Below are 25,042 nucleotides of genomic sequence, written 5' to 3'. Positions count from 1 at the left end.
ACGGTCACAAGTTATGCAGCTATTTTTTGTGATTTTTCTAGTTCTAATTGTTTTTGCATTTGTTTTACAGTCATTGTACTACCGTCATGACTCCATCCCGGAGGACCAAAAATGTACATAAACTTGTGATACCAATTCTTAGATTTTTTAGTATCATTCCATATATCCTTATATTCATGGGTAAGAATGACCCAAGGATTGTAAGAATCAGGAGCATGTGTTACTCCGTATTCAACCTTTATGTTTTCATCCAGTTCTTTCCAGGTACCAAATATTTTGTCAAAAATATTGAGAAATCCTCCGTGATTTTTATCCATATACTCCACGTTTTTAGCGTGATGTACTTGATGCATTGTATGCGTATTCATTATTTTTTCTATTATTCCCATTTTTGGAATAAATACAGAATGTAGTTGAAATTGCCATAAGGCTTCTATTCCTAGACAGACAATGACCATTTCAGGAGGAAATCCTACAATAGGCATCCACATATAAAATAATGGCTTGTATAATAAAGTAAACCATCCATTACGTACTGCTGTGCCCAGATTAAAATTGTCTGAAGAGTGATGAACAATATGAGCTGCCCACAAAGCTCTTACCATATGATTTTGTCTATGAAACCAATAGTATGTAAAATCATCAGCTAATTGACATAAAAGCCATACATACCAGGCATACCCAAAAGACTCCCATCCCATAATATTGGTGCGAACACCATTTACTTCTGGATTGAAAACATTATACATAAAAGTAAAAAGTACTACTGAAAAAACTGTTTTGAGTAAAGGCCCTAAAATAGCGGATCCCAGACCCATAGTGAAACTGGCAGATAAATCTTTCCAATTATAAAGATCTTTATGATCCTCGTGATTTTTACTATAGGTTAATTCTACTACAATTAATATTAAGAATAAAGGTACTCCGTATGTTAGAGGTTGAATAAAATCCATTTTTGTTGTATTCTAAATTGGGATCGAAATATAGTAAGAATTTCCAGTAAAGTTTTATTAATTGCTCTTTTATAATCAATAAATGCCTGTTTTTAACGCTTGTTTAATTAGAAAATGCTCTTTATACATTTTTAACGTTATATATTAAGGATTTATTTTTTGAATATATCAAGTTTACTGATAGAGTGAAGTATTTTATTTAGCAAAGATCTGTGTCATATCTTTGAAAGACTTGAATTCTAACGCATTTCCGCAGGGATCATAAAAGAACATAGTAGCTTGCTCTCCTACTTTTCCTTTAAATTTTAGATAAGGCTCAATTACAAATTGAATATTTTTTTTGGTAAGCTTGTCTGCTAAATCATGCCATACATCCCATTCTAAGATGATCCCAAAATGAGGAACCGGCACTTCTTTTCCATCCACCACATTTTTTGCGTTACTTTTTTGTGATTCAGCTTTTGGTTGATAATGCAAAACCAGCTGATGTCCGAAAAAATTATAATCTATCCAATGTTCGGTACTGCGTCCTTCCGTCAGGTTAAACATTTTAGTATAAAAGTCTCTTGCTACTGCTAGATTGTCTACGGGCACGGCTAGATGAAATGGTGTTAATGTACTCATAACTATGTAAGAATTAATTATGTTTTTTATTCCTGCTCTACTTGTTTAATAAGATCGATATTGTTTTTTTCAATTTCAGTTAATAAATCGGTAGCATCACTCTGTTGGGCTGTGTACCAAGGCTGTTTTCTAAAATGGATATCCATTTTTCCTCCCTCAGTAAATATATGACCATGTCTAGCATAAATCTCATTACGCATGATTTGTAATTCTGATTTTTGTATGAATTTAAGGTCGTTTTTAGTTAATATTCTAAAACTGGTGTACGGATAGTTACCAATATATCTTTTACGAACAGAGGTTAATTGACCAATTTCAATATCTTTTTTAGTATTCCAAGGTTCATAAATTTTGAGACCAAAGATTTGCTTACCTCCACTATTTGATACCACAAAGTCTCCTTTACTCTTGTTAGAATAAAAAGTATTACCCTCTATTCTAATATTAGAAATTGTTTCTCGTTTTTCTATACGAGCGTTGCCATCATCATTAAGCTTGCTATTTATTATTTTTCCTTCAAAAGAACCATTGACGTATGATAATACTAGGTCAGATGTTCCAAAATTATAGGTTCCTGTATATTCTAACTTATTTTTAACCTTCCAGGACGTAGTGTCTGCAGAAGTTATCTGCGCTACGATGGCATAAAATGGTATATGGAATATGAATAGGAGCAGTGATAATCTGATGTTCATGTGATCTGTATCTATTTACTAATAAGGATTAAATATAAACTTATATTGATTTTTAACAAAACATATTTTATGATATAATAATTTCCATTCTTTGTATTGCAATGAGTTTTGTTGTTGTTTAAAAAACTAATTTCTCCGATCTTTCCGCCTCCTGTTTTCTGGTCGTAAGGATTTTCTATTAGATAGTTTTTTTCTTTGATGCGGAGCGGTCTCTTCTTTTGGTGTATTTCTTTGACGTTTGGGCTTGGTTTTAGCTTCTGTCTCTATTGAGAACTCTTTAGTTTTTCCAGAATCCTCTACATCTGTTTGTATGATTTGTAGTTCCTCTTCTGTAAAATAACGCCATTGACCTACCGGGACATCTAACTTAATATTCATAATACGTACACGTTTTAAGCGTACCACTTCATACCCCAAATGCTCACACATTCTTCTTATTTGTCGGTTAAGTCCCTGAGTGAGTATAATTTTAAAAGAAAATTTACTAATCTGTTCTACTTCGCAGTTACGTGTAATGGTATCTAGAATAGGGATGCCAGTACTCATACGTTTAATAAACTGGTCACTGATAAGTCTATCTACAGTAACTACATATTCTTTTTCATGATTATTTCTGGCTCGTAAAATTTTATTAACAATATCTCCATCACTTGTAAGAAAAATAAGCCCTTCACTGGGTTTGTCTAATCTACCAATCGGAAAAATACGTTTAGGATAGTTGATGTAGTCAATAATATTGTCTTTTTCGTTCTGAGCAGTAGTGCAAACAATACCTACTGGCTTATTAAAAGCAATATATACGTGTTCTTCTTTGGGTTCAATTATAAATTCTCCATCTACACGTACTATATCGTTAACACCTACTTTAGTGCCCATTTCGGGGACACGGTTATTAATTGTAACACGACCTTGATCAATAAGTTTATCGGCTGCTCTTCTAGAGCAATAACCTACTTCACTGAGGTATTTATTAAGTCTGGTAAGTTTAGAATTTTCCACATGCAAAGGTGGTTATAAAATCTTAAAGTTTCAAAAAATTAATAATCATGTCGTCTACTTCATCAAAAAATAGAGAATGACCAAAATTTTCTGTGGTTTTGAATTGAACATTCTTCCAGTTTTTTGCAATTTCTACAGCTTCATCATAAGGTGCTATGTCGTCATATTTATCATGTATAATTAATCCAGGCTTTTCAATATTTTTAGCAAATTCTGCCATAGAAAATTCTTCAAAATAAAATCCAAATTGATCCTTAAAATATTGATTTAATGCCTGTATGAATTTATCAGAGAGTTTCAGTGTTTTCTGATATCCATTCATAATGGAAGCTAACTTAGTCGGTGATGCGAGTATAATTACTTTTTCTATCTCAGAATCCGGATAGCTAAATTGATGAAATATAGTTGCCATTCCGCCAGCTGAATGCCCTATGATATGATTAGGACGATACAATGCTACTATTTTCTGGACACACTCCGTATATAATGGAACGTGTAGCGTTTTACCAGAAGAGTATCCATGGGCAGGGGCATCAAAAGCTATAATGGTAAAGTCTAACTGATGTAATTTTTCTATCAGAGTTTTCCAACGATGTGTATTACTATCCCAGCCATGAACCAATAGAATAGTAGGCCCATTGCCAGCCCATCGATATGTTTGTATTTCAAGATTGTTAAAAATGACTACTTCATCTTCTGCCTCTTCTAAAAAATAAGCTTGATCTGGTAATACTTTTCCTGCTCTGGGTGTGCAAAATAGTATAAATGCTTTTTTTAGTGCTTTTTTTGGAGCTAATAAAAAGAGGAATAATAGTTGCTTACCTTTGATTAAAGGTGCGTATTTTTTTAATGTACTCATGATTTTTCACGATGAACTGCTTCCATAGTAAAAGCCGGAAGACAAATTGCCAAATATTCACAAGCTTCGTCAAAAGGATTAGAATATTGAATTCTGGTATTTTTTTCAATTTTGATAGATTGACCCTTTTCCAGAATCACTTTTTCATCTTCGATTATAAACTGTTTTTTACCCCGAATGATGTACGTGTATTCTTCAAACTCCGGAGTCTGAAATGGCTCGCTCCAACCTGGTGGTGCAATCATATGAGCAATGCTAATACCCGAATTACCATTAGTCGCTTTTCCAAAATGTTCTTCAATTAATTTACCATCTGTAGTTGGAACAATAAAAGGAGATTTTTGAATTTGATATTTTTTTGACATGTTATCTATTATATTGTATTTAGTCTTCGTCCCAACTAATAAGAAAATGTTTGATTTTAGCCGTGTCCGGAATCTGAGTAGCTTCTATTTTGATATCAGTATCTGTTCTTAAGGCTACTGGTAGTTCTTTTTTATCAATGGTTATATAAGCTTGTATGCTGTCTACAAATATAACTGCAGCACTTAGCGTATTGTTAATTTTAGAAATAGTATAATGCTCCTTGATATCTTTAAATGTTCCATCAGGAGTAAGCCCGGATGGAGTCTTGTACCGGTGGTCGATCACCTCTATGTTTTCTATGGTAGAGGAGGAGTCGGTTGCGGATCTGGCTTCTAAGATCAATAGTTTTTTACCACCCTTTTCATATATTTCAATTTCATTGGTAGCACTTAATAATTCATTACTCGCTGTTTTTCTTACAATAGAATCATTAGCGAATACAGAATCTAATTGATGTAATCGAACCTTATTGGTAAGGTGACCAATCCTATTTGAAGTAATCTCGAATGAATCATGTTCCTTATCTCCTTTTTGGCAACTTATAATGGATAAAACGAGTGCTAATAAATAACTTATTTTTTTTGGCATTGTCTGTAGGTGTTACTAAAATTAAAAAAATGATAAGTTGAAATTAAATAAATTATTTGAATAATTTATTTAAAATTCCAAGGGCTCCTCTTATAAACGTAGCACTTGTTAAAACTTTTACAACAGCTTTTTCTGTAGCACTACTTCTTTTAGTACTAGATCGTGATGTGGTTTTCTTTAGTTTTTCTCTTTCTTTTTTTGCAATTTCTTTAGCTTCAGCTGCTTCGGCTTTTTCTATTTTTTCAGAAAGAATTTCATAAGCACTTTCTCGGTCAATATGCTCATTATACTTTTCAGAAAGTGAAGAGTCTTTTAATATCGTAGATATTTCTTCTGGAGAAAGAACATCCATTCTGCTCATAGGAGCTCTTAACATTGTAGATGCTAATGGTGTAGGGCGTCCTTTTTCATCTAATGCGGATACCAATGCTTCTCCGATCCCCAAAGATGTAAGTACTTCTTTTGTGTCATAGTAAGATGAAATAGGATAGTTTTCTGCGGTAAGTTTGATAGCTTTGCGATCTTTTGCTGTAAAAGCTCTTAAGGCGTGCTGCACTTTTAACCCTAGTTGGCTCAAAACACCATCAGGAACATCTGTTGGGTTTTGGGTGACAAAATAAAGACCTACCCCTTTAGAACGAATCAATTTTACGATACTTTCTATCTGATCCATTAGCGCATTAGACGCTTGTTTGAAAATTAAGTGAGCTTCATCAAGAAAAATCACCAATTCAGGTCGGTCACTATCTCCCTGTTCAGGGAATGTACTATATATTTCTGCAAGTAAACTTAGCATAAAAGTAGAAAACAGTTTAGGTCTGTCCTGAATATCTGTAAGACGTATAATATTAATCAAGCCTTTACCATTGTCATCTAACCTGCATAGGTCATTTACTTCAAAAGAACGTTCCCCAAAAAATAGATCAGCCCCTTGTTGTTCTAATTCTACTATTTTACGTAGTATCGAACCAGTAGAAGCTGTAGAAATTCTGCCATAATCTTTTTCTAATTCCTCTTTTCCCTCTCGTGTTGCATATTGTAATACTTTTTTAAGATCCTTTAGATCAAGTAATGGTAATTTATTGTCATCACAATACTTAAATATAATGGACATAATTCCTGCCTGAGTTTCTGTAACATTTAATATTCTGGAGAATAATACAGGTCCAAACTCACTTACAGTAGCTTTAAGACGCACTCCATCCTGTTTAGATAATGAAAGAATTTCTATTGGAAATTTTTTAGCATCAAATGGAATGCCTATTTTTTCATGTCGCTCATCAATTTTGGGATGCCCTGGACTGGCAGCACCTAAACCACTAAGATCTCCTTTTATATCCATAAGCAGTACAGGAATTCCTTTTTCACTGAGGTTTTCTGCTAAAACTTGAAGAGTTTTAGTTTTTCCAGTTCCCGTTGCGCCTGCAATCAACCCATGTCGGTTTAATGTTTTTAATGGTATTTTGACATGCGCATCTGTGATAGTCTCTCCATTAAGCATGGCAGCACCAAGCGTGATAAAATCTCCTTTGGTAGTATAGCCAGTATTGATATGATCCAGAAATTCCTGAGTATTGCTCATAATTATTGTAAATTTTGATAAAAATAGCAATCTTAACGATGCTATTAAAATGAATGTGGTGTTGTTTTGTTTAAAATTGTGATTCTGGTCTATTGATTGATTTGTAGATTGTTTAATTTTAAAAAAATAAATTTTAGTTTTTTTATACTACCTTAAATATTAATAATTTCAATTCCTTATGAAAAATAGTATGACACTTGTTTTCTCAATTTTATTTATAATGGGTTGCACAAATTTTGATAAAGGCAACATTCCTGTTTTTCACCCTTCTCATGAGCCTAAAAAAGAACACGCACCTTTTTCTGATATTGTTGAGGTTGGAAATACATATTATTTATCAGGGCAGGTGGGGATGGATCATACCACCCGGAGATTGGTGGCAGGAGGTATAACTTCTGAAACGAAGCAAGCCTTGGAAAATATAAAAGAAGTTTTAGATCAACATCAAATGGATTTAGGGAATGTGGTAAAGTGTACAGTAATACTTAATGATATCAATGATTTTTCTGCGTTTAATGAAGTTTATAAAATCTATTTTCCACAAAAGCCAGCAAGAACTACATTCGCAGCAAAAGGATTAGCGGTCGGAGCAAAAGTTGAAATAGAATGCATTGCTGTAAAATAATGTAGTATTATTTACTAAGTACTATGATATAAAATATATACATAATTGGCTACCTTTGCAGGCTTATGAAAAAAAATGAAGAAATATTAGTGAATGAAGGTAAAATGCTTCCCCTTATGGAAGAATTTTACACGATACAGGGAGAAGGATTTCATAAAGGAACAGCAGCTTATTTTGTTAGGATAGGAGGTTGTGATGTAGGTTGTCATTGGTGTGATGTTAAGGAAAGCTGGAATGCTGAGTTGCATCCACCTACTTCTACAGATATTATTGTTAAAAACGCTGTTCAATATAGTGATGTGGTTGTAGTAACGGGAGGCGAACCGTTGACCTGGGATATGACAGAGCTTACAAAGGGGCTTAAAAGTAAGGGAGCACAAACCCATATTGAGACATCAGGAGCATACCCTCTTACAGGTATTTGGGATTGGATCTGCTTATCACCAAAAAAAGTAAAACTTCCTCAACAGATGGTTTATGAAAAAGCACATGAACTAAAATGTATCATATATAATAAGAGTGATTTTGGTTTTGCAGAAGAACAAGCTGCACAGGTTTCAGAAGATTGTATTCTTTATCTGCAACCAGAATGGAGCGTACGTGATAAAGTAGTTCCTCTGATAGTAGATTATGTAATGAAAAATCCTAAATGGAAAGTGTCATTACAAACTCATAAATATCTCAATATCCCTTAGTCAATAGAATAACTCATTATTCTGCCTTTAGTATAGTGTATAAAATTATTATAAAGGAATCTTACTTACTGATTACTGTAACTAAATGATCAGGTTTTTATTACCTAGTATGCTTGGGTTGAGGTAGTTCAATTTTGAAATTATTTTTGTTAGTTTTAACTTTTTTAGAATAAATTAATGTTTCACATAATACCTTATGCGGTATTACCATCGCATATTGGGAAATATCCCGTCATATAACAAATAAAAAAGTAGGATTAAGATTACATTTTCGGTTGATTTTTTGCAGTTTTATTGTTTTTAATCTTTTTCTTGAGAATTACAGCTAAAAAAATAAACGCTATAGTGTTTTTTTTAGTTTTTTATTAAAGTTGTGCTTAACTTTAGTAAACTAATTAAAACACAATATGTTATGAAAAACTTTTATACAATTTTCACTATCAGTCTTAAATCAATGATTAGTTTTATAAAAGAGCTTCCTTCGGCTTCTAGTCACGTAATACGTCATTAAGCCAAAAGATATAGCGTTAGAAAAAACCATGTTTGAATTAAGTGAAAAGAGAGTAACTACTTATAGTAGTTACTCTCTTTTTTATAGATATTTTGCTTTGAGAGTAAAACCGTACATTATGTAGTGATGAAATTTCATAATTTATCTTACAAAAGCATAATTATTGATCAATCAGATAATCTAAAATTAAAATAGAAGAAAGCTTACTGTTTTATTAGGAGGGATAACACCCCATGAATTAAGGTGTTATTTGTAGGAATATTCTATTTGATATACATTTGAATTACAGGTTAATTTCGTTTTATCGGTATTATTTAATTTTTTAGCTAATAACTAAAATCAATAATGTTAATTTTTTTACACTAATTTTCTTTCATTTTATATTTGTACAACAATTTTAAAATCAAATAATTATGAAATTTTTTTACGGAATATTTGCTATAGATTTTATGGCTCTAAAGAGTTTTTTGAAACAATTACCTTCAGCTTGTAGTAATGCAATTCATCGCTAGAATAATTTTTGAGGAAATAAAAATAAGACAGGTTTCGTTTAATGTTTTCTTCATGCATGATTAATTCAAAGCTATGGTTACTTTTATTACATATACTGTAATATTTGTAAAATTGACTGTAGGATTATTAAAGGTATAATCTCTCCTTTAATGTTATTTGTTACGTTTTGTCTGATTAAAATGGTTTTATATCTAAGTATTCGAAAAAATAGTGTTAAATATATTGATTTTGTGTTATTTAAATTTTAAATTTAAGAGAACATTTAAAAACTATTATTATGGGGCTATTTTACACAAAATTTAGATTAACTTTCAGAGTCGTAATGGACTTTCTGAGAGATTTACCTGGTGCGTCCAGTAATGCTATTCACAGATAATTTTATATTCTGTTAAGTACAAGAATTTTTATTATAAACACAAAAAGAGAACTTATAAGTTCTCTTTTTGTGTTTATAATTTCCTTAAAATATTAAAGCATAAATGGAACTGCTACAATTGTAGTATCCCAACCTAATTTCATATGATATCCAGCATCTACTTTTTCAAAGGCAATAGAAAAAGCTTCAACTTCTTTTCCTGTAGATGGAGCTACTTTAAATCTTGCAACATCATTACTTTCATCATAATCGTAGGCTCCCCATACATCAGTCACAGAACTTATAATAACAGTCCATTCCTTTTCACCAGGAATGGTAAATAATGAGTAAGTCCCAGCAGGAATGGATTTTTCTCCTAGTTTTACATCTTTAAAAAATTTAATTTCGGTAGCTTCATCTGCTCCGGTTCTCCATACTTTATCATACGGTACCAGTTCTCCAAATATTTTCCGATCTTTTTTTTGAGGTCTGCTGTAAACGACTTTAATATCTGGTTTCGCGCTTCTCTCGCTTCTTGCGTATGCGATATCAGTGGGGCTTTTTTGAAGATCCGCGAATTTTTGTGCATTTATAGTAGTGAGACTACTGGCAATCATAATAATTACTAATAAAAATGATTTTTTCATGATAAGTGATTTAAATTTAATGTTTCGACGTAAAGATATCAATGTGCTTACATGTGAAATGTTAATATCGTATTTAAATTATGTTAAATGAGTATGCGTAAATAGATACTTTTAATGCTAGGTTTATCAAGTAGGGTTGTAGTAAGAAGCTTTGTTTATGCTATCAACGAGGGAATATTAGTCATGTGATTCTAAAAGATAATAGTGACAACCTGATAGTTTTTATTAGTATTATTAGTGATTTTACTTTCATTTTTAAATATATAAATGCACTTATTGTTTATAATTATAAGTATTAGACTGTAAATACTTTGTATTGTGTAACTATAACAGCATCTTTGACTTCGTAATTAAAACAAAAAGAAGATTATGTGCGGAATTGTTTGTGCTTTTGAGTTAAAAGAAAAAGCAGAGGTGCTAAGACCCCAGTTATTAGAGATGTCTAAAAAAATAAGACATAGAGGTCCGGATTGGAGTGGAATTTATGCAAGTAAAAACGCTATTATGGCTCACGAAAGGTTAGCTATTGTAGATCCTGTGTCAGGAAAGCAACCTTTATTTAGCGAGAATAAGAAAGTGGTATTAGCTGCCAATGGAGAGATTTATAATCACAGTGATATACGTAAGAAATTTAATGGAAAATATAATTTTCAAACGGCATCCGATTGTGAAGTTATATTAGCTTTATACGAAGAAAAAGGTGTTGATTTTCTGGATGATTTGAGCGGAATTTTTGCTTTTGCCTTATATGATGAGGAAAAAGATTCTTATTTAATTGCCAGAGATCACATGGGAATTATTCCATTGTACATTGGATGGGATCAGAATGGTACTTTTTATGTTGCTTCAGAACTAAAAGGATTAGAAGGAGTATGTAGCAAAATAGAATTGTTTCCTCCGGGACATTATCTGGATAGCACTACTGGAGAGCTTACAAAATGGTATATACGGGATTGGAGAGATTATGATGTCGTGAAAGATAATGAAACTAGTATTGATGAGCTTAGGGATGCTTTAGAAGCTGCAGTTCATAGACAGTTAATGTCTGATGTTCCTTATGGAGTACTGTTGTCAGGTGGTCTTGATTCTTCTGTAACTTCTGCAATTGCTAAAAAATATGCAGAGAAACGTGTGGAATCAGGAGACACTAAAGAGGCATGGTGGCCGCAATTGCATTCTTTTTCTGTTGGATTAGAAGGTTCGCCGGATCTTGCAGCGGCACAAAAGGTAGCAGATCATATTGGTACCATTCATCACGAAATCAAATTTACTATACAAGAAGGACTTGATGCAATTAAGGATGTTATCTATAATCTGGAAACTTATGATATCACGACCATACGAGCTTCTACTCCAATGTATTTGATGGCACGTGTTATTAAGTCTATGGGGGTAAAAATGGTGTTGTCTGGAGAAGGTGCAGACGAGATATTTGGTGGATATCTATATTTTCATAAAGCGCCTAATGCAAAAGAATTTCACGAAGAAACTGTACGTAAATTAGATAAGCTACATATGTATGATTGTTTACGTGCTAATAAATCCTTAGCAGCATGGGGTATAGAAGGACGTGTTCCGTTTCTGGATAAAGAGTTTATGGATGTTGCGATGCGTATTAATCCTCAGGATAAAATGATTAATGGAGAGCGCATGGAGAAATGGGTAATCAGAAAAGCATTTGAATCTTACTTACCAGAAAGTGTTGCCTGGAGGCAAAAAGAACAGTTTTCTGATGGAGTGGGGTATAGCTGGATAGACACATTAAAAGAAGTGGTTGACAAAGAGGTGTCTGATGAACAAATTGCAAATGCACATTTTAGATTTCCAATACAAACACCACAAAACAAAGAAGAATTTTATTATAGATCTATATTTGAAGAGCATTTTCCTAGTGATACAGCGGCATTAAGTGTTCCTCAGGAACCATCAGTTGCTTGTAGTACTAAAATAGCATTAGAATGGGATGAAGCATTTAAAAACATGAATGATCCTAGTGGTAGAGCAGTAAAAAATGTTCATGATGATGCTTATGTAGAATAAATCGTTGTAATATAATAAATTAAAAAGAGTTTCAGTTTGAGTCACTGAAAGTTGAGTTAATTGAGATGTTAACCTTGGGGTGTCCCAAGGTTTTCTTTTTATATAAAAAAAGCTACAGCCAATTTATGACTGTAGCTTTTACTGTTATTATGTTGTTTTGGAATCGGTTCTTAACTAGTTTCCACAACTACCTTGGTTGCTCCATCTTCCGTTGGATCCTAATGTATATAAATACCCATTATAAGTAACAGAGTCTCCGGTACTGTAGTTATTATTTCTACTATATGCAGCCACACCCTCGCAAATATCTGCACTTGGATTGGTTTCACCACATTGTCCTAACTGGTTCCATCTGGAAAAATCTCTTTCATAAAGATATCCTTGGTACGTAACTTGATCCCCTACGCTATAAGATTGAAAACGGGACCATTCAGAAACCCCTTCACAAATATCTTCACTATCGCCGCCGTCACCACCATCACCACCGTCACCACCATCACTACTAGGGTATGCCTGGTTTGTTCCTGCAATATCTCCATCAGATAATCTTGCTTGTCTACTAGGATAAATAGTTCCATCTAGAAGTGTAATCGTAGGTTGACCATTTTTACTAAATGTATACGCTCCATACATCATTGTAGAACTAATATCAAAATCACCAAGGTTTTGAGAATTAGTGTTTCTAGCAAATTGACTAGCATATCCATCCTGAATGTTTTCAGATAAAATTCTAACATAATCATCACGATCAGAACGTGTTTGTTCGTGTATGTAACCTAATGTATGTCCTATTTCATGGATGATTACCACTGCAGTAGTTCTTGTTCCAAGATTAATAACCCCACGAGACCCTACCATACCAAGACTGGCAGAACCACAATTACAATTATTACCATTGCTGGTAATAGTGATATAATCAGATTCATTAGTACGTACTTTAAACTCAACATTGGTGTTGTCTCTCCATACGTCCATTGATTTATATAGTTCATCTAGTACGGACTGACTTATATTATTGTCTAATGTATAAACTATAGTATTATTAGTCCATTTTCTAATTCCGCTGGAAAGTGCCAATTTATCTACACCTTCATTAGGGACCGGGTTTTCGCTTATACCCACTTTCTGATCTGTCAATTGATCTTCAGTTACAATAACATCCTCATACATTAAATAAGTTCCGTTACCTAGCGGCTCAACCTCTACTGCTTCATCATTAAAGAATTTTTTAATGAGCTGTGTACTGTTATTTTCTGGAAATTCTTCAACACTTTCATTAGTACAAGAACCTAAAAATAGACCTACACTTAATAAGCCAAATTTGATTAATTGAATTGTTTTTTTCGTTTTCATAATAAGCTTAAATTTTAATATTCTGAATTTGTATTACGCTCCCTTTTAACTGGTTTCTCAAAGGTATGTTTTAAACATTTTTGTTAAAAAAAACTTAATTAATGTTAAATAAAAATCAACAAATCAGAATTCGTAAAGAAGTAATTAGAATCCGTTTATTATTGCAATGTAGTTGTATTAAGAAAAGCTCTATTTTAGTACAAAATCATTTTTTTTATAGGTTAAAGGTATTTGTGAATACCATTCTGCGTATCCGTTATTGATAAAATTATTACATAGAATTACTTGTGGATATTCTTAAAAATTATGCTTGAAAATTACTTTTTTAAAATAAACTTAAAACTCAGAATATTTAGAAAAAGGACTCTGTTTTCTGACTTTTATAACAAAACGCTTTTGATTCTGATATTTTGACTACTTTATCTTTTAAAAGTGGTGGGTTAGCCTTGTTTTAAACGGCCTAAAAATAATTTCAATTATTAGTCGATTTTTTTCTTAATTTATGAAATTGGATTTAAGGGTGTTTTAAGTGCATTTAAGAGCTTTTTTTGTTTTTACGGTATTGTATTAGAAAAAGCATTAACCAAATGTTAATAACTCTTTAAATGATCTTCTGTAAAATGCTTTCATCATTGTACTGTTTGTTTATCTTTGTTTGTTGTCAAAAAATTAAATAATTAATTAAGCAATTTTATGAGTGAAGAAGCTAATAAGAAAGACTATTCAGCAGATAGTATTCAGGCACTTGAGGGAATGGAGCATGTACGCATGCGTCCATCTATGTATATAGGGGATGTTGGGTCTCGCGGATTACATCATTTAATATATGAGGTGGTTGATAATTCGATTGATGAAGCCATGGGTGGATATTGCGACGCTATACAGGTAACAATTAATGAGGATAATTCTATTACAACAAAGGATAATGGTCGTGGTATCCCGGTTGGAATTCATAAAAAAGAAGGAGTTTCTGCTTTAGAAGTCGTAATGACTAAAATTGGAGCAGGTGGTAAATTTGATAAAGATTCTTATAAAGTTTCAGGAGGGCTTCACGGAGTAGGAGTTTCTTGTGTAAATGCATTATCTGATCATTTACATGCGGTTGTTCATAAAGATGGTAAGGTATGGGAGCAAGAATATGAGAAAGGTAAGCCTCTCTATCCGGTAAAATCAACAGGTGATACAGATTTTAATGGTACTATCGTTACTTTCAGACCTGATCCGACTATATTTCAGCAAACGTTAGAATATAACTATGATACGGTAGCTAGTCGTATGCGAGAATTAGCATACCTTAATAAAGGGATAACAATCACATTAACAGATAAGAGACATCAAGATGAAGAAGGAAATGATGTTACAGAAACTTTTCATTCTAAAGAGGGGTTAAAAGAATTTGTAAGATTTCTAGATACAAGTCGCAGTGCTATCATAGCTGAAGTAATTTCTATGGAAGGGGAAAAAAACAATATCCCTGTAGAAGTTGCTATGATTTATAATGACTCTTATGCAGAGAATTTACATTCATATGTGAATAATATTAATACACATGAAGGAGGAACTCATCTATCCGGTTTTAGAAGAGGTTTAACATCTACGCTTAAAAAGTATGCAGATGCTTCCGGACTATTGGATAAATTAAAGTTTGAAATTGCTGGAGATGATTTCCGTGAAGGATTAACCGCTATTGTATCTGTAAAAGTTCAGGAACCTCAATTTGAAGGACAAACTAAAACTAAATTAGGAAACCGAGAGGTGACTTCTGCAGTTTCTCAAGCAGTTTCTGAAATGCTGGAAAATTACTTAGAAGAAAACCCTAATGATGCTAAGACGATCGTGCAGAAGGTGATTCTTGCAGCTCAGGCCAGACATGCTGCCAAGAAAGCACGTGAAATGGTACAACGTAAATCTGTAATGAGTATAGGAGGGTTACCTGGTAAGCTTTCAGATTGTTCAGAACAAGATCCTGCATTGTGTGAAGTATTCCTTGTTGAGGGAGATTCTGCAGGAGGAACGGCAAAACAAGGTCGTGATAGAATGTTTCAGGCAATTTTGCCTCTACGTGGAAAGATTCTGAATGTTGAAAAAGCGATGAACCATAAGGTTTTTGAAAATGAGGAGATTAAGAATATTTTTACAGCCCTGGGCGTAACCATAGGTACAGAGGAAGATAGTAAAGCATTAAACCTTTCTAAATTACGATATCATAAAGTGGTGATTATGTGTGATGCGGATGTGGATGGTAGTCATATTTCTACGTTGATTCTGACTTTTTTCTTTAGATACATGAAAGAATTGATAGAAGCTGGACATATTTATATTGCAGCACCACCATTATACTTAGTGAAGAAAGGTGCTAAAAAGCAGTATGCATGGAATGATGATCAGCGTGATAGAATTATACAGGAATTTGGAGAAAGCTCTAAAATTCAGCGATATAAAGGTCTTGGTGAGATGAATGCTGAGCAATTATGGGATACAACGATGAATCCTGAATTCAGAACAATGCGTTTAGTAACAATAGATAATCTAACAGAAGCAGATAGAGTTTTCTCTATGTTGATGGGAGATGAAGTGCCGCCACGTAGAGAATTTATAGAGAAAAATGCTGTGTATGCTAATATTGATGCATAAAAAGCTAAGAAAGAAACAATATTTATAATAATTAATGGTTCTAAAATCCACTGCACTTGTGTAGTGGATTTTTTTTATATTGCATTGCCAATAATACCAAATCTTATGAAAAAACAAGCGATATTCTTACTGATGCTAATTAGTTATCCTATGGTTGCGCAAGTAACGATTGATCAAATTTTAGAATCCGGGGTAGATGACGCCAGACGATTTAGTCAGGATTATTTTGCTCCCGCAGGAGAAGGCGTTGTTAATGCGATGTCTAATGGATGGTATAACACTGCAACAGTAAAAGAATTATTTGATTTTGAAATAGGTATTGTAGGGAATGCATCTTTTGTGAGAGATGATAAGAAAGCTTTTTTTCTTAGAGAAGATGATTATGACAACCTGGTTTTTAGAGATTCAGAAAATGGTGTTATTCAGTCGGTTGCTACTGTATTTGGAGAAAATGCAGAAGATGTTGTCATGATTGTTGGTGAAGGAGGAGCAGGGCAAGGAGAGATACTATTACCAGATGGTCTGGGAGGAACAGGGGTTAATACGATACCTACTGTGTTTCTGCAAGCAAGTGTAGGGTTGGTTAAAGGTACAGAGATAAAAGCGCGTTTTTGGCCAAAATTATCAGGTGGTAATACAGAATCATTCTTATATGGTGTGGGAATTCAGCACGAGCTAACAAAATCAATTTTTAGTTGGAAACGTTCTCCTGTAAGTATTTCCGGAATTCTTGGTTTTTCTAAATTAAGGGCTACATATGATTTTTCTGAGGATAGTACCCTGGAAGGAGAAGGGCAAGAAATTGAATTCGAAGGTAATTCTTGGCTCATTTCTGGGATAGTTTCTACTAAGTTCCCTGTTTTTAATTTTTATGGAGGATTTGGGTATTATTCAGGTGAAACGACTACTGATCTTAATGGTTCTTATGAAGTAAGTGGAGGTGCCGTAACGCTGGAGGATCCTGTAACTGTGGATCATAAAGAATCAGGACTAAAAGCGACTTTTGGCACTATTGTAGCTGTTAGTTTTTTTAAGGTAAATCTGGATTATACACTACAAAATTATAGTACCTTATCTATGGGGCTTCATGTAGGTTTTTAATAGAGTAAAGCATATTCATAATTGATAATGGTTCCTGTTTTATTATAATCTTGTTAGCTGAGTAACTTCAAAATACTGAAAATTCATAGGGTTCATTGATGATTTTTTAAATTTTAGGGATGATTATTTCTAATAATTTAATAAATCGTTATAGAATACTAAATAAACTTTTCTTTAAAAAAGAAATTGTTATAGAATTCGTATTTTCGCAGCTCGAATCAAATTATTTACAATCAAAATTATATAGAATGAAAGTTACAGTAGTAGGAGCTGGTGCAGTAGGTGCAAGTTGTGCAGAGTATATCGCCATAAAGAATTTTGCATCAGAAGTAGTGTTGCTAGATATTAAAGAAGGATATGCAGAAGGTAAAGCTATGGATCTTATGCAGACGGCTTCTCTTAATGGATTTGATACCAAAATAACAGGAACCACAAATGATTATTCTAAAACTGCAGGGAGTGATATTGTAGTAATTACTTCAGGAATTCCTCGTAAACCAGGAATGACTCGTGAAGAATTGATTGGGATTAATGCAGGTATTGTGAAAACAGTTTCAGCTAATTTAATAGAACACTCTCCTAATACTATTATTATCGTAGTAAGTAATCCGATGGATACTATGACCTATTTGGTTCATAAAACTACTAATCTACCAAAAAGTAGAATTATCGGAATGGGTGGAGCTTTGGATAGTGCTCGTTTCAAATATAGATTAGCAGAAGCATTAGGAGCGCCTATTTCTGATGTTGATGGTATGGTGATCGGAGGTCATAGTGATAAAGGAATGGTGCCATTGACAAGATTAGCAACTAGAAATAGTGTACCTGTATCAGTATTTATTTCAGATGAACGTTTAGAACAAGTTGCTGCGGATACTAAAGTGGGTGGAGCTACACTTACGGGATTACTAGGTACATCTGCATGGTATGCCCCGGGAGCAGCAGTTTCTGGATTAGTTCAAGCAATTGCTTGTGATCAGAAGAAAATATTTCCTTGCTCTGTGTTATTAGAAGGAGAATATGGGCTTACAGATCTCTGTATTGGAGCGCCTGTTGTTTTAGGTGAGAATGGTATAGAAAAAATAGTAGAAATAGATCTTACAGATGCAGAGAAAGCAAAATTAGCCGAAAGTGCAGAAGGAGTGAAGAAAACGAATGGATTGTTAGAATTATAATCCTTACTAGTTATATACGACAAGAGCTTCACTGAATAAGTGAAGCTCTTTTGTTTTAAAAATAATGGATATGATAAAGTTGTATGTTCAGAAGTGGAATTCTTTTGTAATTATTGTTTTAACGCTTCTTATGATGGTTTCTTGTTCTGTTTTTGGTCCTCAGCCAGATAAGATAATAGAAGTTGTAGTTGAGGTAGATGAACAGAATGTATCAGAAAAAGAAATGCAGTTGATTCAAAAAAAAATAGTAGATCGTTTATCTAAAGTTTCCAGAACTCCCGAAGTGGCAAGGATCAATAATAGTAATCAAATCAGTATAAAGGTTCCTACACATCATAGTATTGAAAGAATAAAGCAGTATATCACTAATCCTGGAAAATTAGATTTTTATGAATTGTACCCAACTAATCAATTTACTGATTTTTTTGTAAAAGCAAATGAAATTGCCAGATTAAAAAAAGATGAAGAAAATCCATTGTTTAGTTTATTAGTTGAGCCAGAATATTCTGGAAACGCTGTTCTTTTTAGTGTAGCAGAACAAGATACCGCCAAAGTGAGAAGGTATATATCATCTGAGGCGGTTGTATCCTCATTGCCAGTAGATACGAGGCTTTTACGATTTTTATGGGGAAAAAAGGAAAGGGAAAGTGAGGTTTTTCCATTATATGCTCTACAGTTAGGGAAAGAAGGGAAACCAGGTTTAAGTGGTAACCATGTAGAGGGGGCATCCCATACTTTTGATCCGATGGGTAATCCTGTAATAGCTGTGAAGATGGATGAAAAAGGAGCAAAAGTCTGGGAGAAATTAACAGGTAAAGCTTTTCAGAATCAAACTAATATTGCTATTATTCTTAATGATGAAGTATACAGTGCTCCGAGAGTTCTATCCGGACCGATATTAGAAGGTCGCTCAGAAATATCAGGAAATTTTACTGTAGAAGAAGCGCAGGATCTTGCTAATATCATTACTTCTGGTGCGATTCCATCAATGCGTCTTATCAGTTTTGATGTTCAAAAATTACAATAGATATTTATCCTAAGACATTAGAAATGTAATTTTAATTTTTTTATATTTGCCGAATGGAGAAAAAATGGTGCTTCTTTACTTTGATTACTGCTATTGCCTTGTTTGTTGGCTTTCAGCAGCATACAGTAGTGCCTAATCAAGAAATTGTACTAGAATTTGTTGATGTTGATATCACCTCTCCAGAAGCTCAAAATACTATTGCGATTGTAAAAAAACAATTGCAATCAATAGGTGTTAAGAATCCTGTACTATCAAAGAATGTAAAAGATGGTAAACTTACCATTACTTATTACAGTAATGAAGATGTAGCTTATATTAAACGAATACTTTCTAAAGAACAACATCAGCATTTAGCGTTTAATCATATTTTGTTTAATCAGCATGAGGATGAAAATCAACCGTTTCCTTTAAGAGAACATCAGAAAGATTATAAACTTAATGTTTATGAAATCTATCAAGGATCAGATATTGGTTTGGATTTCAATAATGCGTATACTATAGAGGTAACAAACGAATTAGATAGGTATTCTGGCCCTGTTTTATATGATGTTAATACGGCAGTAGATCTTACAGTTATTCATCGTCTTGTCAACGTAGCTAGAAAAGTAAATACTACTATTGTTATATCAATAGATAATACTTCTTATAAAATTCCAGAAGTAAGAGCTGGCCCTATTTCTTAATAGGAGACTTGATTTTTTCAAGAATTTCCTAAACAACTATTTTATCTTATTAAAAGAGGAACAATAGATAGCGAATTTAAAATTCGTTGTAGATAATATAGTGTTCACTTCTCATTAAAGCTTTATATAAATGATAAAGCTTCAATACATAACTATTTAAAAATTAATTAATTGTTAAAACTAGATGAGTTCCATCTCATCAGATTTGACCTAAATACATAAATAATGCAAAATAAAGGGCTTGTAAGATTGTTTGCGGTTTTATTTGGATTGGTATGTTTATACCAACTCTCATTTACCTACATGACATATACAAAAGAAAACGAAGCAGAAGCATATGCAAAACAAAAATATGCAGAGAGCGTTGAAGGATATTCAGAGTTAAGAAACTTAGAAGAAAAGAGGTATCTGGATTCTATTGGGAAAGAACCAATTTTTGCTGGATTCAGCTATAATGATGCTAAAGGAAAAGAATTAAATAAAGGGCTTGACCTTAAAGGAGGAATTAATGTAATCCTTCAGATATCAGTAAGAGATATACTAGAAGGTTTAGCAAACAACTCAAAAGATCCGGCATTTACTCAGGCATTAGATGCTACAGATCAAACTCAAAAAGATAGTCAGAATACCTATGTAGAGGACTTCTTAATCGAATTCAATAAAATACCGGATGCAAGATTAGCCTCTTCTGATATTTTTGCGAATAGAAACTTAAGTGATGATATCCTTTTTGATATGTCTAACGAAGAAGTAGAGCCAATTTTAAAGCGAAAGATTGATGAATCAGTAGTTTCTGCTTTTGAGGTATTACGTAAACGTATTGATAAATTTGGGGTAACGCAGCCTAATATCCAACGTCTGGGAGAATCAGGGCGTATTCTCGTAGAGCTACCAGGAGCAAAAAATGTAGATCGTGTTAAAACGTTACTACAAAGTACAGCTCAATTAGAGTTTTGGGATGTTGAAAAATCTCAGGAACATTTAAATTTTCTTGGCGCAGTCAATGAAAAATTTATGAATGAAGGTAAAGAGGGTTCAGAAGAGAAGCCAAAAGTTAAAGAAGAAATTACAGAGTCAGAACAAGTATTAGATACTGTTCAAAAAGATTCTACACAGGTTGATGCAGATGATGAGATTGCTAAGTTATTAGCGGATGCAGAAGATTCTACAGATGTTGCTGATCAGGCAGATCAGATAAATTCAATAATTAGCGGACCTTATAGTGGAGCAGCATTAGTTTCTGTAGCTATAAAAGATCAGGAGAAATTTGATGAGTTTTTAAATAGAAAAGATATACAGGCGTTAAAACCTCAATCTTTACGATATACTAAATTTGCCTGGAGCAAAGCAGAAAAGGATAGTACCAGAGTGGATCTGTATGCTTTAAAAGGAAATCGTGATGATATTCCAGAACTAAGTGGAGGTGTTATTACAGATGCGTTTCAGACATTTGATAACCTTAACAATGTAATGGTGTCTATGCAGATGGATGGTAAAGGTGCTAAAAAATGGGAAGAAATGACCGGACGTGCTTATAATAACAGAGGTCAGATTGCTATTGTATTAGATAACATTGTGTATTCTGCACCAGGAGTTACAACTGGAGCAATAAGTGGAGGAAGCAGTCAGATTTCTGGTAATTTTACTGTAGAAGAAGGTAAAGATTTAGCCAATGTATTAAGAGCAGGAAAATTACCTGCTTCAGCAGATATTATCCAAAGTGAAATAGTTGGACCATCTTTAGGTCAAGAAGCTATTGATAGCGGGATCATGTCATTTGCTATTGCTTTAGTATTGATCTTACTATGGATGATCTTTTATTACGGAAAAGCAGGAGCTTTTGCGGATGTCGCTTTAGTAGTAAATATACTCTTCATTTTTGGAGTATTAGCAGGTTTAAAAGCGGTGCTTACACTACCCGGTATTGCAGGTATTGTTTTAACTATAGGTATGTCTGTGGATGCGAACGTACTTATCTTTGAACGTATTAAAGAAGAGTTAGCAAAAGGTAAATCGCAAGCAGATTCGATTAAAGATGGATTTAAAAATGCTCTATCTTCTATTTTAGATGCCAATATCACCACTGGATTAACAGGAGCAATTTTATTCTTAATTGGTACAGGTCCGATTAAAGGATTTGCAACTACCTTATTAATAGGTATTGCTACTTCTTTGTTTACAGCAATCTTTATCACTAGATTATTGATTGACGGATATGGTAAGAATGGTAAAGAACTAGCATTTTCTACTGGAGCAACAAAGAATTTATTCAAGAATATTAATATTAATTTCTTACAGAAACGTAAGATTGCTTATGTTATCTCAGGAATTATCATTGCTGCAGGTATAGGTTCTTTATTTACTCAAGGATTAGATCAGGGTGTTGATTTTGTAGGAGGAAGAAGTTATACAGTACGTTTTGCAAAAGATGTGGTGCCAACAGATGTGGAAAATGATTTGATTGCCAAATTCGAAAGTGCGCAGGCAAAAACATTAGATGTTAATAATCAATTAAAAATCACTACCAAATATAGAATTGATGAAACAGGAACGACTGTGGATAATGAGATCGCTAAGGATTTGTATGAAGCTTTAAAGCCATATCTTACAGAAGGTTTGACCTATGATGAGTTTGCTAATGGTGATGAGAATAAGCAAGTAGGAATTATGTCTTCTATGAAAGTAGGACCTACAATTGCAGATGATATTAAGCAAGCGGCTATATGGTCTGTAGTTGGATCATTAATTGTGGTGTTCCTATATATTTTACTACGTTTTAGCAGATGGCAATTTAGTTTAGGTGCCGTAGCTGCTGTATTCCACGATGTACTTGTTGTATTAGGGATTTTCTCTCTTACTTATAAGTTCATGCCATTTAATATGGAGATTGATCAGGCTTTTATTGCCGCCATACTTACGGTAATTGGATACTCTCTGAATGATACCGTGGTAGTATTTGATAGAATTAGAGAATTCCTGAGTGAGCATACGGGTTGGCAATTAGATAAAAATGTAAACGCTGCATTAAACAGTACCTTAGGTCGTACCTTAAATACCTCTTTAACTACCTTATTGGTATTAGTAGCAATTTTCATCTTTGCAGAACCATTAAGAGGATTTATGTTTTCTTTAATTATTGGTGTAGTAGTAGGAACATATTCGTCGCTATTTATTGCAACTCCTGTAATGTATGATACTGTAAAGAAAGTAGGTCTGAAGGAAAAGAAAAAGCCAGAGACTGAAGAGTTAAAAGCATAAGCTTTTGCTTACTGACAGTAAAAATAAATACTATATATAGTAAAAGCATCCGTCACCTTTGTGGCGGATGCTTTATTTTATAGTATTCAATATCCAAATGAGTAAACAGTATATCGGACGGTGCATCACCCTACTACGCATTATGGATACAAAAATCAGATGGATTGTAATATGATCATGTTATTAAAAACATCACACTATTGTGTATTCTGATTTATCAGGTCAATAGCAAAATTCATCTGCGTATCGTTATGATTCAGAAAGTCTTTGTATGATTGGGTGACTGTATAATCCGGAATAATTCCTCGTTTATGTAGTTGGTTCTTTTTTTTGGAGACATCTTGCTCTAGATTTACTACAGAGAATCCCGTTTCTATTTTTGATTTTGGCAATGTATAATGCAGCGGGACGTGTCCGTTATGACCAAAGTAACCACCCATGGTTTCTTCGCCAATAATTGTTGTATTTTTATTACTTGCTACCATAGCGGCAAACAGACTGGCTGCAGAAGCAATATTAGGATCGGTTAATAAATATATATTTCCGTGAAAGGCGTTGGGCTTTGGTGTTCTTATCATATGGTCAGAACTTGTAGCATCCTGATAAAATTTACCGTTCATCTCTTTTGGGAATTCTTTTTGAAATTCCTTATTAAATTTACCTACACCCATTAATTTTATGAGATAGGGTACATTGCTATCAGAATTATATTGTAGAAATGGTATTTTTCTAAAACTAATCCAAGCCTCTTTATTCTCTGAAAAATTTCGATCAGTTAGATATGAATACGTAACCAGATCATTAGGGTCTGTACCACCTCCATTTTTTCTAACATCAATAATCAGATTTGTGATTTTATCTCTTTTAACAATAGAAAAAATACTATCCAAAAATTGTACATACTGTTTATGTTCAACGTGATTTGCATGCCATCCTATATTAAACGTATTGATGGTTAAAAGACCTGAATCAGGATTGATCAAGCGAAAATCGTATTTTTCATGCTTATCCCAATCTTTATAAATGCCATTGTCAAACTCTTTAGAGTATCTATTTTCTACGTGTGTATAATATTTTTTATTACCTACGCTTTTAAGTAGAGTAGTTTTAGGCTCATCTGAGTTGTATTCTTTGTATACAACTGTGAATGTATCCGTAAGTCCATAGTGTAAACGATAATATTTACTAAAGCTATATAGCAATCCTATTCGCTTTCCTGTTGTATTTATGCCATCTGTGGTATAATATTTATATGTATTTTTGATGATCTCTTCAATTTTTGTAGTATTTATTGATATGATCTCTGCGCCTAATGGAATTTTTCCTTTATCATAATTCATGATCCATTTTCCTTCAATAAACTTAATGGGGTAAGGGAAATATCCGCTTTCTTCGTTTATTAACGATTGATTGATTTTCTTAGGTAGGTTTGTGTTGTTATGCAAACTACCTTCAAAATCTGTGAGTTGATTTATAATGTTATAAAAATCCCTGTAGGTAGATGATTCTTTAATTTTATGATCCGCCCATTTATATATACTATCAATTTCCCGGGGTGTACGATATTTATAGAGACCAGAATTAGTAGCTAGTCTTATTTTTTTGAAAATTTCTAAATCTTTCTGCATTTTATTTTGCGAAAAAGAATCATCTATAGATTGGGCTACTAATAGATTAACAACGAGTAGCATGAAGATTGGGAAGTATGTTGCTTTTTTCATTTGATTTTTATTATTTCTCAAATGTAGCCCCATAAAAA

20 protein-coding genes are annotated in these 25,042 nt (G+C 33.2%); 9 read left to right on the top strand and 11 right to left on the bottom strand.

From position 1 onward, the window contains the following. Window positions 1-11: 11 nt before the first annotated feature. The 8 genes from ABD816_RS02150 to ABD816_RS02115 form a co-directional block, all read right to left on the bottom strand. Window positions 12-953 carry a sterol desaturase family protein gene (locus ABD816_RS02150; RefSeq protein WP_344924310.1) on the bottom strand — a complete coding sequence of 314 codons (942 nt, stop codon included), beginning with the start codon at window positions 951-953 and terminating at the stop codon, window positions 12-14. A 195-nt stretch (window positions 954-1,148) separates the two neighbouring features. Next, the gene (locus ABD816_RS02145) at window positions 1,149-1,577 is read right to left on the bottom strand and encodes a VOC family protein (protein ID WP_344924308.1); all 429 of its coding nucleotides are present in this window, start codon (window positions 1,575-1,577) and stop codon (window positions 1,149-1,151) included. Window positions 1,578-1,603: 26 nt separating this feature from the next. Next, complete coding sequence (locus ABD816_RS02140) at window positions 1,604-2,272, bottom strand: YARHG domain-containing protein (RefSeq protein ID WP_344924307.1); 669 nt, start codon at window positions 2,270-2,272, stop codon at window positions 1,604-1,606. A gap of 126 nt (window positions 2,273-2,398) precedes the next feature. Then, window positions 2,399-3,271 carry a 23S rRNA pseudouridine(2604) synthase RluF gene (gene rluF, locus ABD816_RS02135; protein WP_344924306.1) on the bottom strand — a complete coding sequence of 291 codons (873 nt, stop codon included), beginning with the start codon at window positions 3,269-3,271 and terminating at the stop codon, window positions 2,399-2,401. Window positions 3,272-3,293: 22 nt separating this feature from the next. Then, window positions 3,294-4,130: an alpha/beta hydrolase gene (locus tag ABD816_RS02130; RefSeq protein ID WP_344924304.1), complete on the bottom strand. Its 837-nt coding sequence runs from the start codon at window positions 4,128-4,130 to the stop codon at window positions 3,294-3,296. Continuing rightward, the gene (locus ABD816_RS02125) at window positions 4,127-4,495 is read right to left on the bottom strand and encodes a cupin domain-containing protein (protein WP_344924302.1); all 369 of its coding nucleotides are present in this window, start codon (window positions 4,493-4,495) and stop codon (window positions 4,127-4,129) included. Before ABD816_RS02125 ends, ABD816_RS02130 begins: the two co-directional genes overlap by 4 nt. A 19-nt stretch (window positions 4,496-4,514) precedes the next feature. After that, the gene (locus ABD816_RS02120) at window positions 4,515-5,084 is read right to left on the bottom strand and encodes a hypothetical protein (protein WP_344924300.1); all 570 of its coding nucleotides are present in this window, start codon (window positions 5,082-5,084) and stop codon (window positions 4,515-4,517) included. Between the two features lie 52 nt (window positions 5,085-5,136). Then, window positions 5,137-6,666, bottom strand: a complete 1,530-nt coding sequence (locus ABD816_RS02115; RefSeq protein WP_344924298.1) for a helicase HerA-like domain-containing protein — start codon at window positions 6,664-6,666, stop codon at window positions 5,137-5,139. Between the two features lie 178 nt (window positions 6,667-6,844). Between ABD816_RS02115 and ABD816_RS02110 the strand changes: the two genes are divergently transcribed. After that, on the top strand, window positions 6,845-7,291 hold the full coding sequence (locus ABD816_RS02110) for a RidA family protein (RefSeq protein WP_344924296.1): 447 nt from the start codon (window positions 6,845-6,847) through the stop codon (window positions 7,289-7,291). A gap of 65 nt (window positions 7,292-7,356) precedes the next feature. Beyond that, on the top strand, window positions 7,357-7,986 hold the full coding sequence (locus ABD816_RS02105) for a 7-carboxy-7-deazaguanine synthase QueE (RefSeq protein ID WP_344924294.1): 630 nt from the start codon (window positions 7,357-7,359) through the stop codon (window positions 7,984-7,986). A gap of 1,492 nt (window positions 7,987-9,478) precedes the next feature. On the opposite strand, the gene ABD816_RS02100 is transcribed toward ABD816_RS02105, so the two are convergent. Beyond that, window positions 9,479-10,012 carry a DUF2911 domain-containing protein gene (locus ABD816_RS02100; protein WP_344924292.1) on the bottom strand — a complete coding sequence of 178 codons (534 nt, stop codon included), beginning with the start codon at window positions 10,010-10,012 and terminating at the stop codon, window positions 9,479-9,481. Between the two features lie 369 nt (window positions 10,013-10,381). Between ABD816_RS02100 and asnB the strand changes: the two genes are divergently transcribed. Then, window positions 10,382-12,052, top strand: coding sequence for an asparagine synthase B (gene asnB / locus ABD816_RS02095; RefSeq protein WP_344924290.1), 1,671 nt, complete (start codon window positions 10,382-10,384; stop codon window positions 12,050-12,052). A gap of 174 nt (window positions 12,053-12,226) precedes the next feature. Here asnB and ABD816_RS02090 read toward each other — a convergent pair whose 3' ends face one another. After that, window positions 12,227-13,405, bottom strand: a complete 1,179-nt coding sequence (locus ABD816_RS02090; RefSeq protein WP_344924288.1) for a M12 family metallopeptidase — start codon at window positions 13,403-13,405, stop codon at window positions 12,227-12,229. A gap of 693 nt (window positions 13,406-14,098) precedes the next feature. Between ABD816_RS02090 and gyrB the strand changes: the two genes are divergently transcribed. The 6 genes from gyrB to secDF all read left to right on the top strand — a co-directional run bounded on the left by gyrB (window position 14,099) and on the right by secDF (window position 23,283). After that, window positions 14,099-16,039 carry a DNA topoisomerase (ATP-hydrolyzing) subunit B gene (gene gyrB / locus ABD816_RS02085; protein ID WP_344924286.1) on the top strand — a complete coding sequence of 647 codons (1,941 nt, stop codon included), beginning with the start codon at window positions 14,099-14,101 and terminating at the stop codon, window positions 16,037-16,039. A 105-nt stretch (window positions 16,040-16,144) separates the two neighbouring features. Then, window positions 16,145-17,140, top strand: a complete 996-nt coding sequence (locus tag ABD816_RS02080; protein WP_344924284.1) for a DUF6588 family protein — start codon at window positions 16,145-16,147, stop codon at window positions 17,138-17,140. A 248-nt stretch (window positions 17,141-17,388) separates the two neighbouring features. Next, window positions 17,389-18,315 (top strand): malate dehydrogenase, encoded by a 927-nt coding sequence (mdh, locus tag ABD816_RS02075; RefSeq protein WP_344924282.1) that lies wholly within the window; start codon window positions 17,389-17,391, stop codon window positions 18,313-18,315. Window positions 18,316-18,385: 70 nt separating this feature from the next. Beyond that, window positions 18,386-19,342, top strand: a complete 957-nt coding sequence (locus tag ABD816_RS02070; RefSeq protein ID WP_344924280.1) for a SecDF P1 head subdomain-containing protein — start codon at window positions 18,386-18,388, stop codon at window positions 19,340-19,342. A 53-nt stretch (window positions 19,343-19,395) separates the two neighbouring features. Further along, a complete protein-coding gene (locus tag ABD816_RS02065; protein WP_344924278.1) occupies window positions 19,396-20,025 on the top strand; it encodes a hypothetical protein in 630 nt (209 codons plus the stop codon). A gap of 225 nt (window positions 20,026-20,250) precedes the next feature. Beyond that, complete coding sequence (gene secDF, locus ABD816_RS02060; RefSeq protein ID WP_344924277.1) at window positions 20,251-23,283, top strand: protein translocase subunit SecDF; 3,033 nt, start codon at window positions 20,251-20,253, stop codon at window positions 23,281-23,283. Between the two features lie 197 nt (window positions 23,284-23,480). Here the strand turns inward: secDF and ABD816_RS02055 are convergent, their stop codons facing one another. Next, on the bottom strand, window positions 23,481-25,004 hold the full coding sequence (locus ABD816_RS02055) for a S41 family peptidase (RefSeq protein WP_344924275.1): 1,524 nt from the start codon (window positions 25,002-25,004) through the stop codon (window positions 23,481-23,483). Between the last annotated feature and the right edge of the window lie 38 nt (window positions 25,005-25,042).

Source organism: Aquimarina addita (assembly GCF_039539305.1).
GTDB lineage: Bacteria > Bacteroidota > Bacteroidia > Flavobacteriales > Flavobacteriaceae > Aquimarina > Aquimarina addita.
This window is presented reverse-complemented; position numbering and strand designations above follow the sequence as displayed.

What these genes read in the sequence shown, in the direction of transcription:
- ABD816_RS02150 (WP_344924310.1), bottom strand. Translation starts at nt 953, where the DNA reads ATGGATTTTATTCAACCTCTAACATACGGAGTACCTTTATTCTTAATA.
- ABD816_RS02145 (WP_344924308.1), bottom strand. Translation starts at nt 1,577, where the DNA reads ATGAGTACATTAACACCATTTCATCTAGCCGTGCCCGTAGACAATCTA.
- ABD816_RS02140 (WP_344924307.1), bottom strand. Translation starts at nt 2,272, where the DNA reads ATGAACATCAGATTATCACTGCTCCTATTCATATTCCATATACCATTT.
- ABD816_RS02130 (WP_344924304.1), bottom strand. Translation starts at nt 4,130, where the DNA reads ATGAGTACATTAAAAAAATACGCACCTTTAATCAAAGGTAAGCAACTA.
- ABD816_RS02125 (WP_344924302.1), bottom strand. Translation starts at nt 4,495, where the DNA reads ATGTCAAAAAAATATCAAATTCAAAAATCTCCTTTTATTGTTCCAACT.
- ABD816_RS02120 (WP_344924300.1), bottom strand. Translation starts at nt 5,084, where the DNA reads ATGCCAAAAAAAATAAGTTATTTATTAGCACTCGTTTTATCCATTATA.
- ABD816_RS02115 (WP_344924298.1), bottom strand. Translation starts at nt 6,666, where the DNA reads ATGAGCAATACTCAGGAATTTCTGGATCATATCAATACTGGCTATACT.
- ABD816_RS02110 (WP_344924296.1), top strand. Translation starts at nt 6,845, where the DNA reads ATGAAAAATAGTATGACACTTGTTTTCTCAATTTTATTTATAATGGGT.
- ABD816_RS02105 (WP_344924294.1), top strand. Translation starts at nt 7,357, where the DNA reads ATGAAAAAAAATGAAGAAATATTAGTGAATGAAGGTAAAATGCTTCCC.
- ABD816_RS02100 (WP_344924292.1), bottom strand. Translation starts at nt 10,012, where the DNA reads ATGAAAAAATCATTTTTATTAGTAATTATTATGATTGCCAGTAGTCTC.
- asnB (WP_344924290.1), top strand. Translation starts at nt 10,382, where the DNA reads ATGTGCGGAATTGTTTGTGCTTTTGAGTTAAAAGAAAAAGCAGAGGTG.
- ABD816_RS02090 (WP_344924288.1), bottom strand. Translation starts at nt 13,405, where the DNA reads ATGAAAACGAAAAAAACAATTCAATTAATCAAATTTGGCTTATTAAGT.
- gyrB (WP_344924286.1), top strand. Translation starts at nt 14,099, where the DNA reads ATGAGTGAAGAAGCTAATAAGAAAGACTATTCAGCAGATAGTATTCAG.
- ABD816_RS02080 (WP_344924284.1), top strand. Translation starts at nt 16,145, where the DNA reads ATGAAAAAACAAGCGATATTCTTACTGATGCTAATTAGTTATCCTATG.
- mdh (WP_344924282.1), top strand. Translation starts at nt 17,389, where the DNA reads ATGAAAGTTACAGTAGTAGGAGCTGGTGCAGTAGGTGCAAGTTGTGCA.
- ABD816_RS02070 (WP_344924280.1), top strand. Translation starts at nt 18,386, where the DNA reads ATGATAAAGTTGTATGTTCAGAAGTGGAATTCTTTTGTAATTATTGTT.
- ABD816_RS02065 (WP_344924278.1), top strand. Translation starts at nt 19,396, where the DNA reads ATGGAGAAAAAATGGTGCTTCTTTACTTTGATTACTGCTATTGCCTTG.
- secDF (WP_344924277.1), top strand. Translation starts at nt 20,251, where the DNA reads ATGCAAAATAAAGGGCTTGTAAGATTGTTTGCGGTTTTATTTGGATTG.
- ABD816_RS02055 (WP_344924275.1), bottom strand. Translation starts at nt 25,004, where the DNA reads ATGAAAAAAGCAACATACTTCCCAATCTTCATGCTACTCGTTGTTAAT.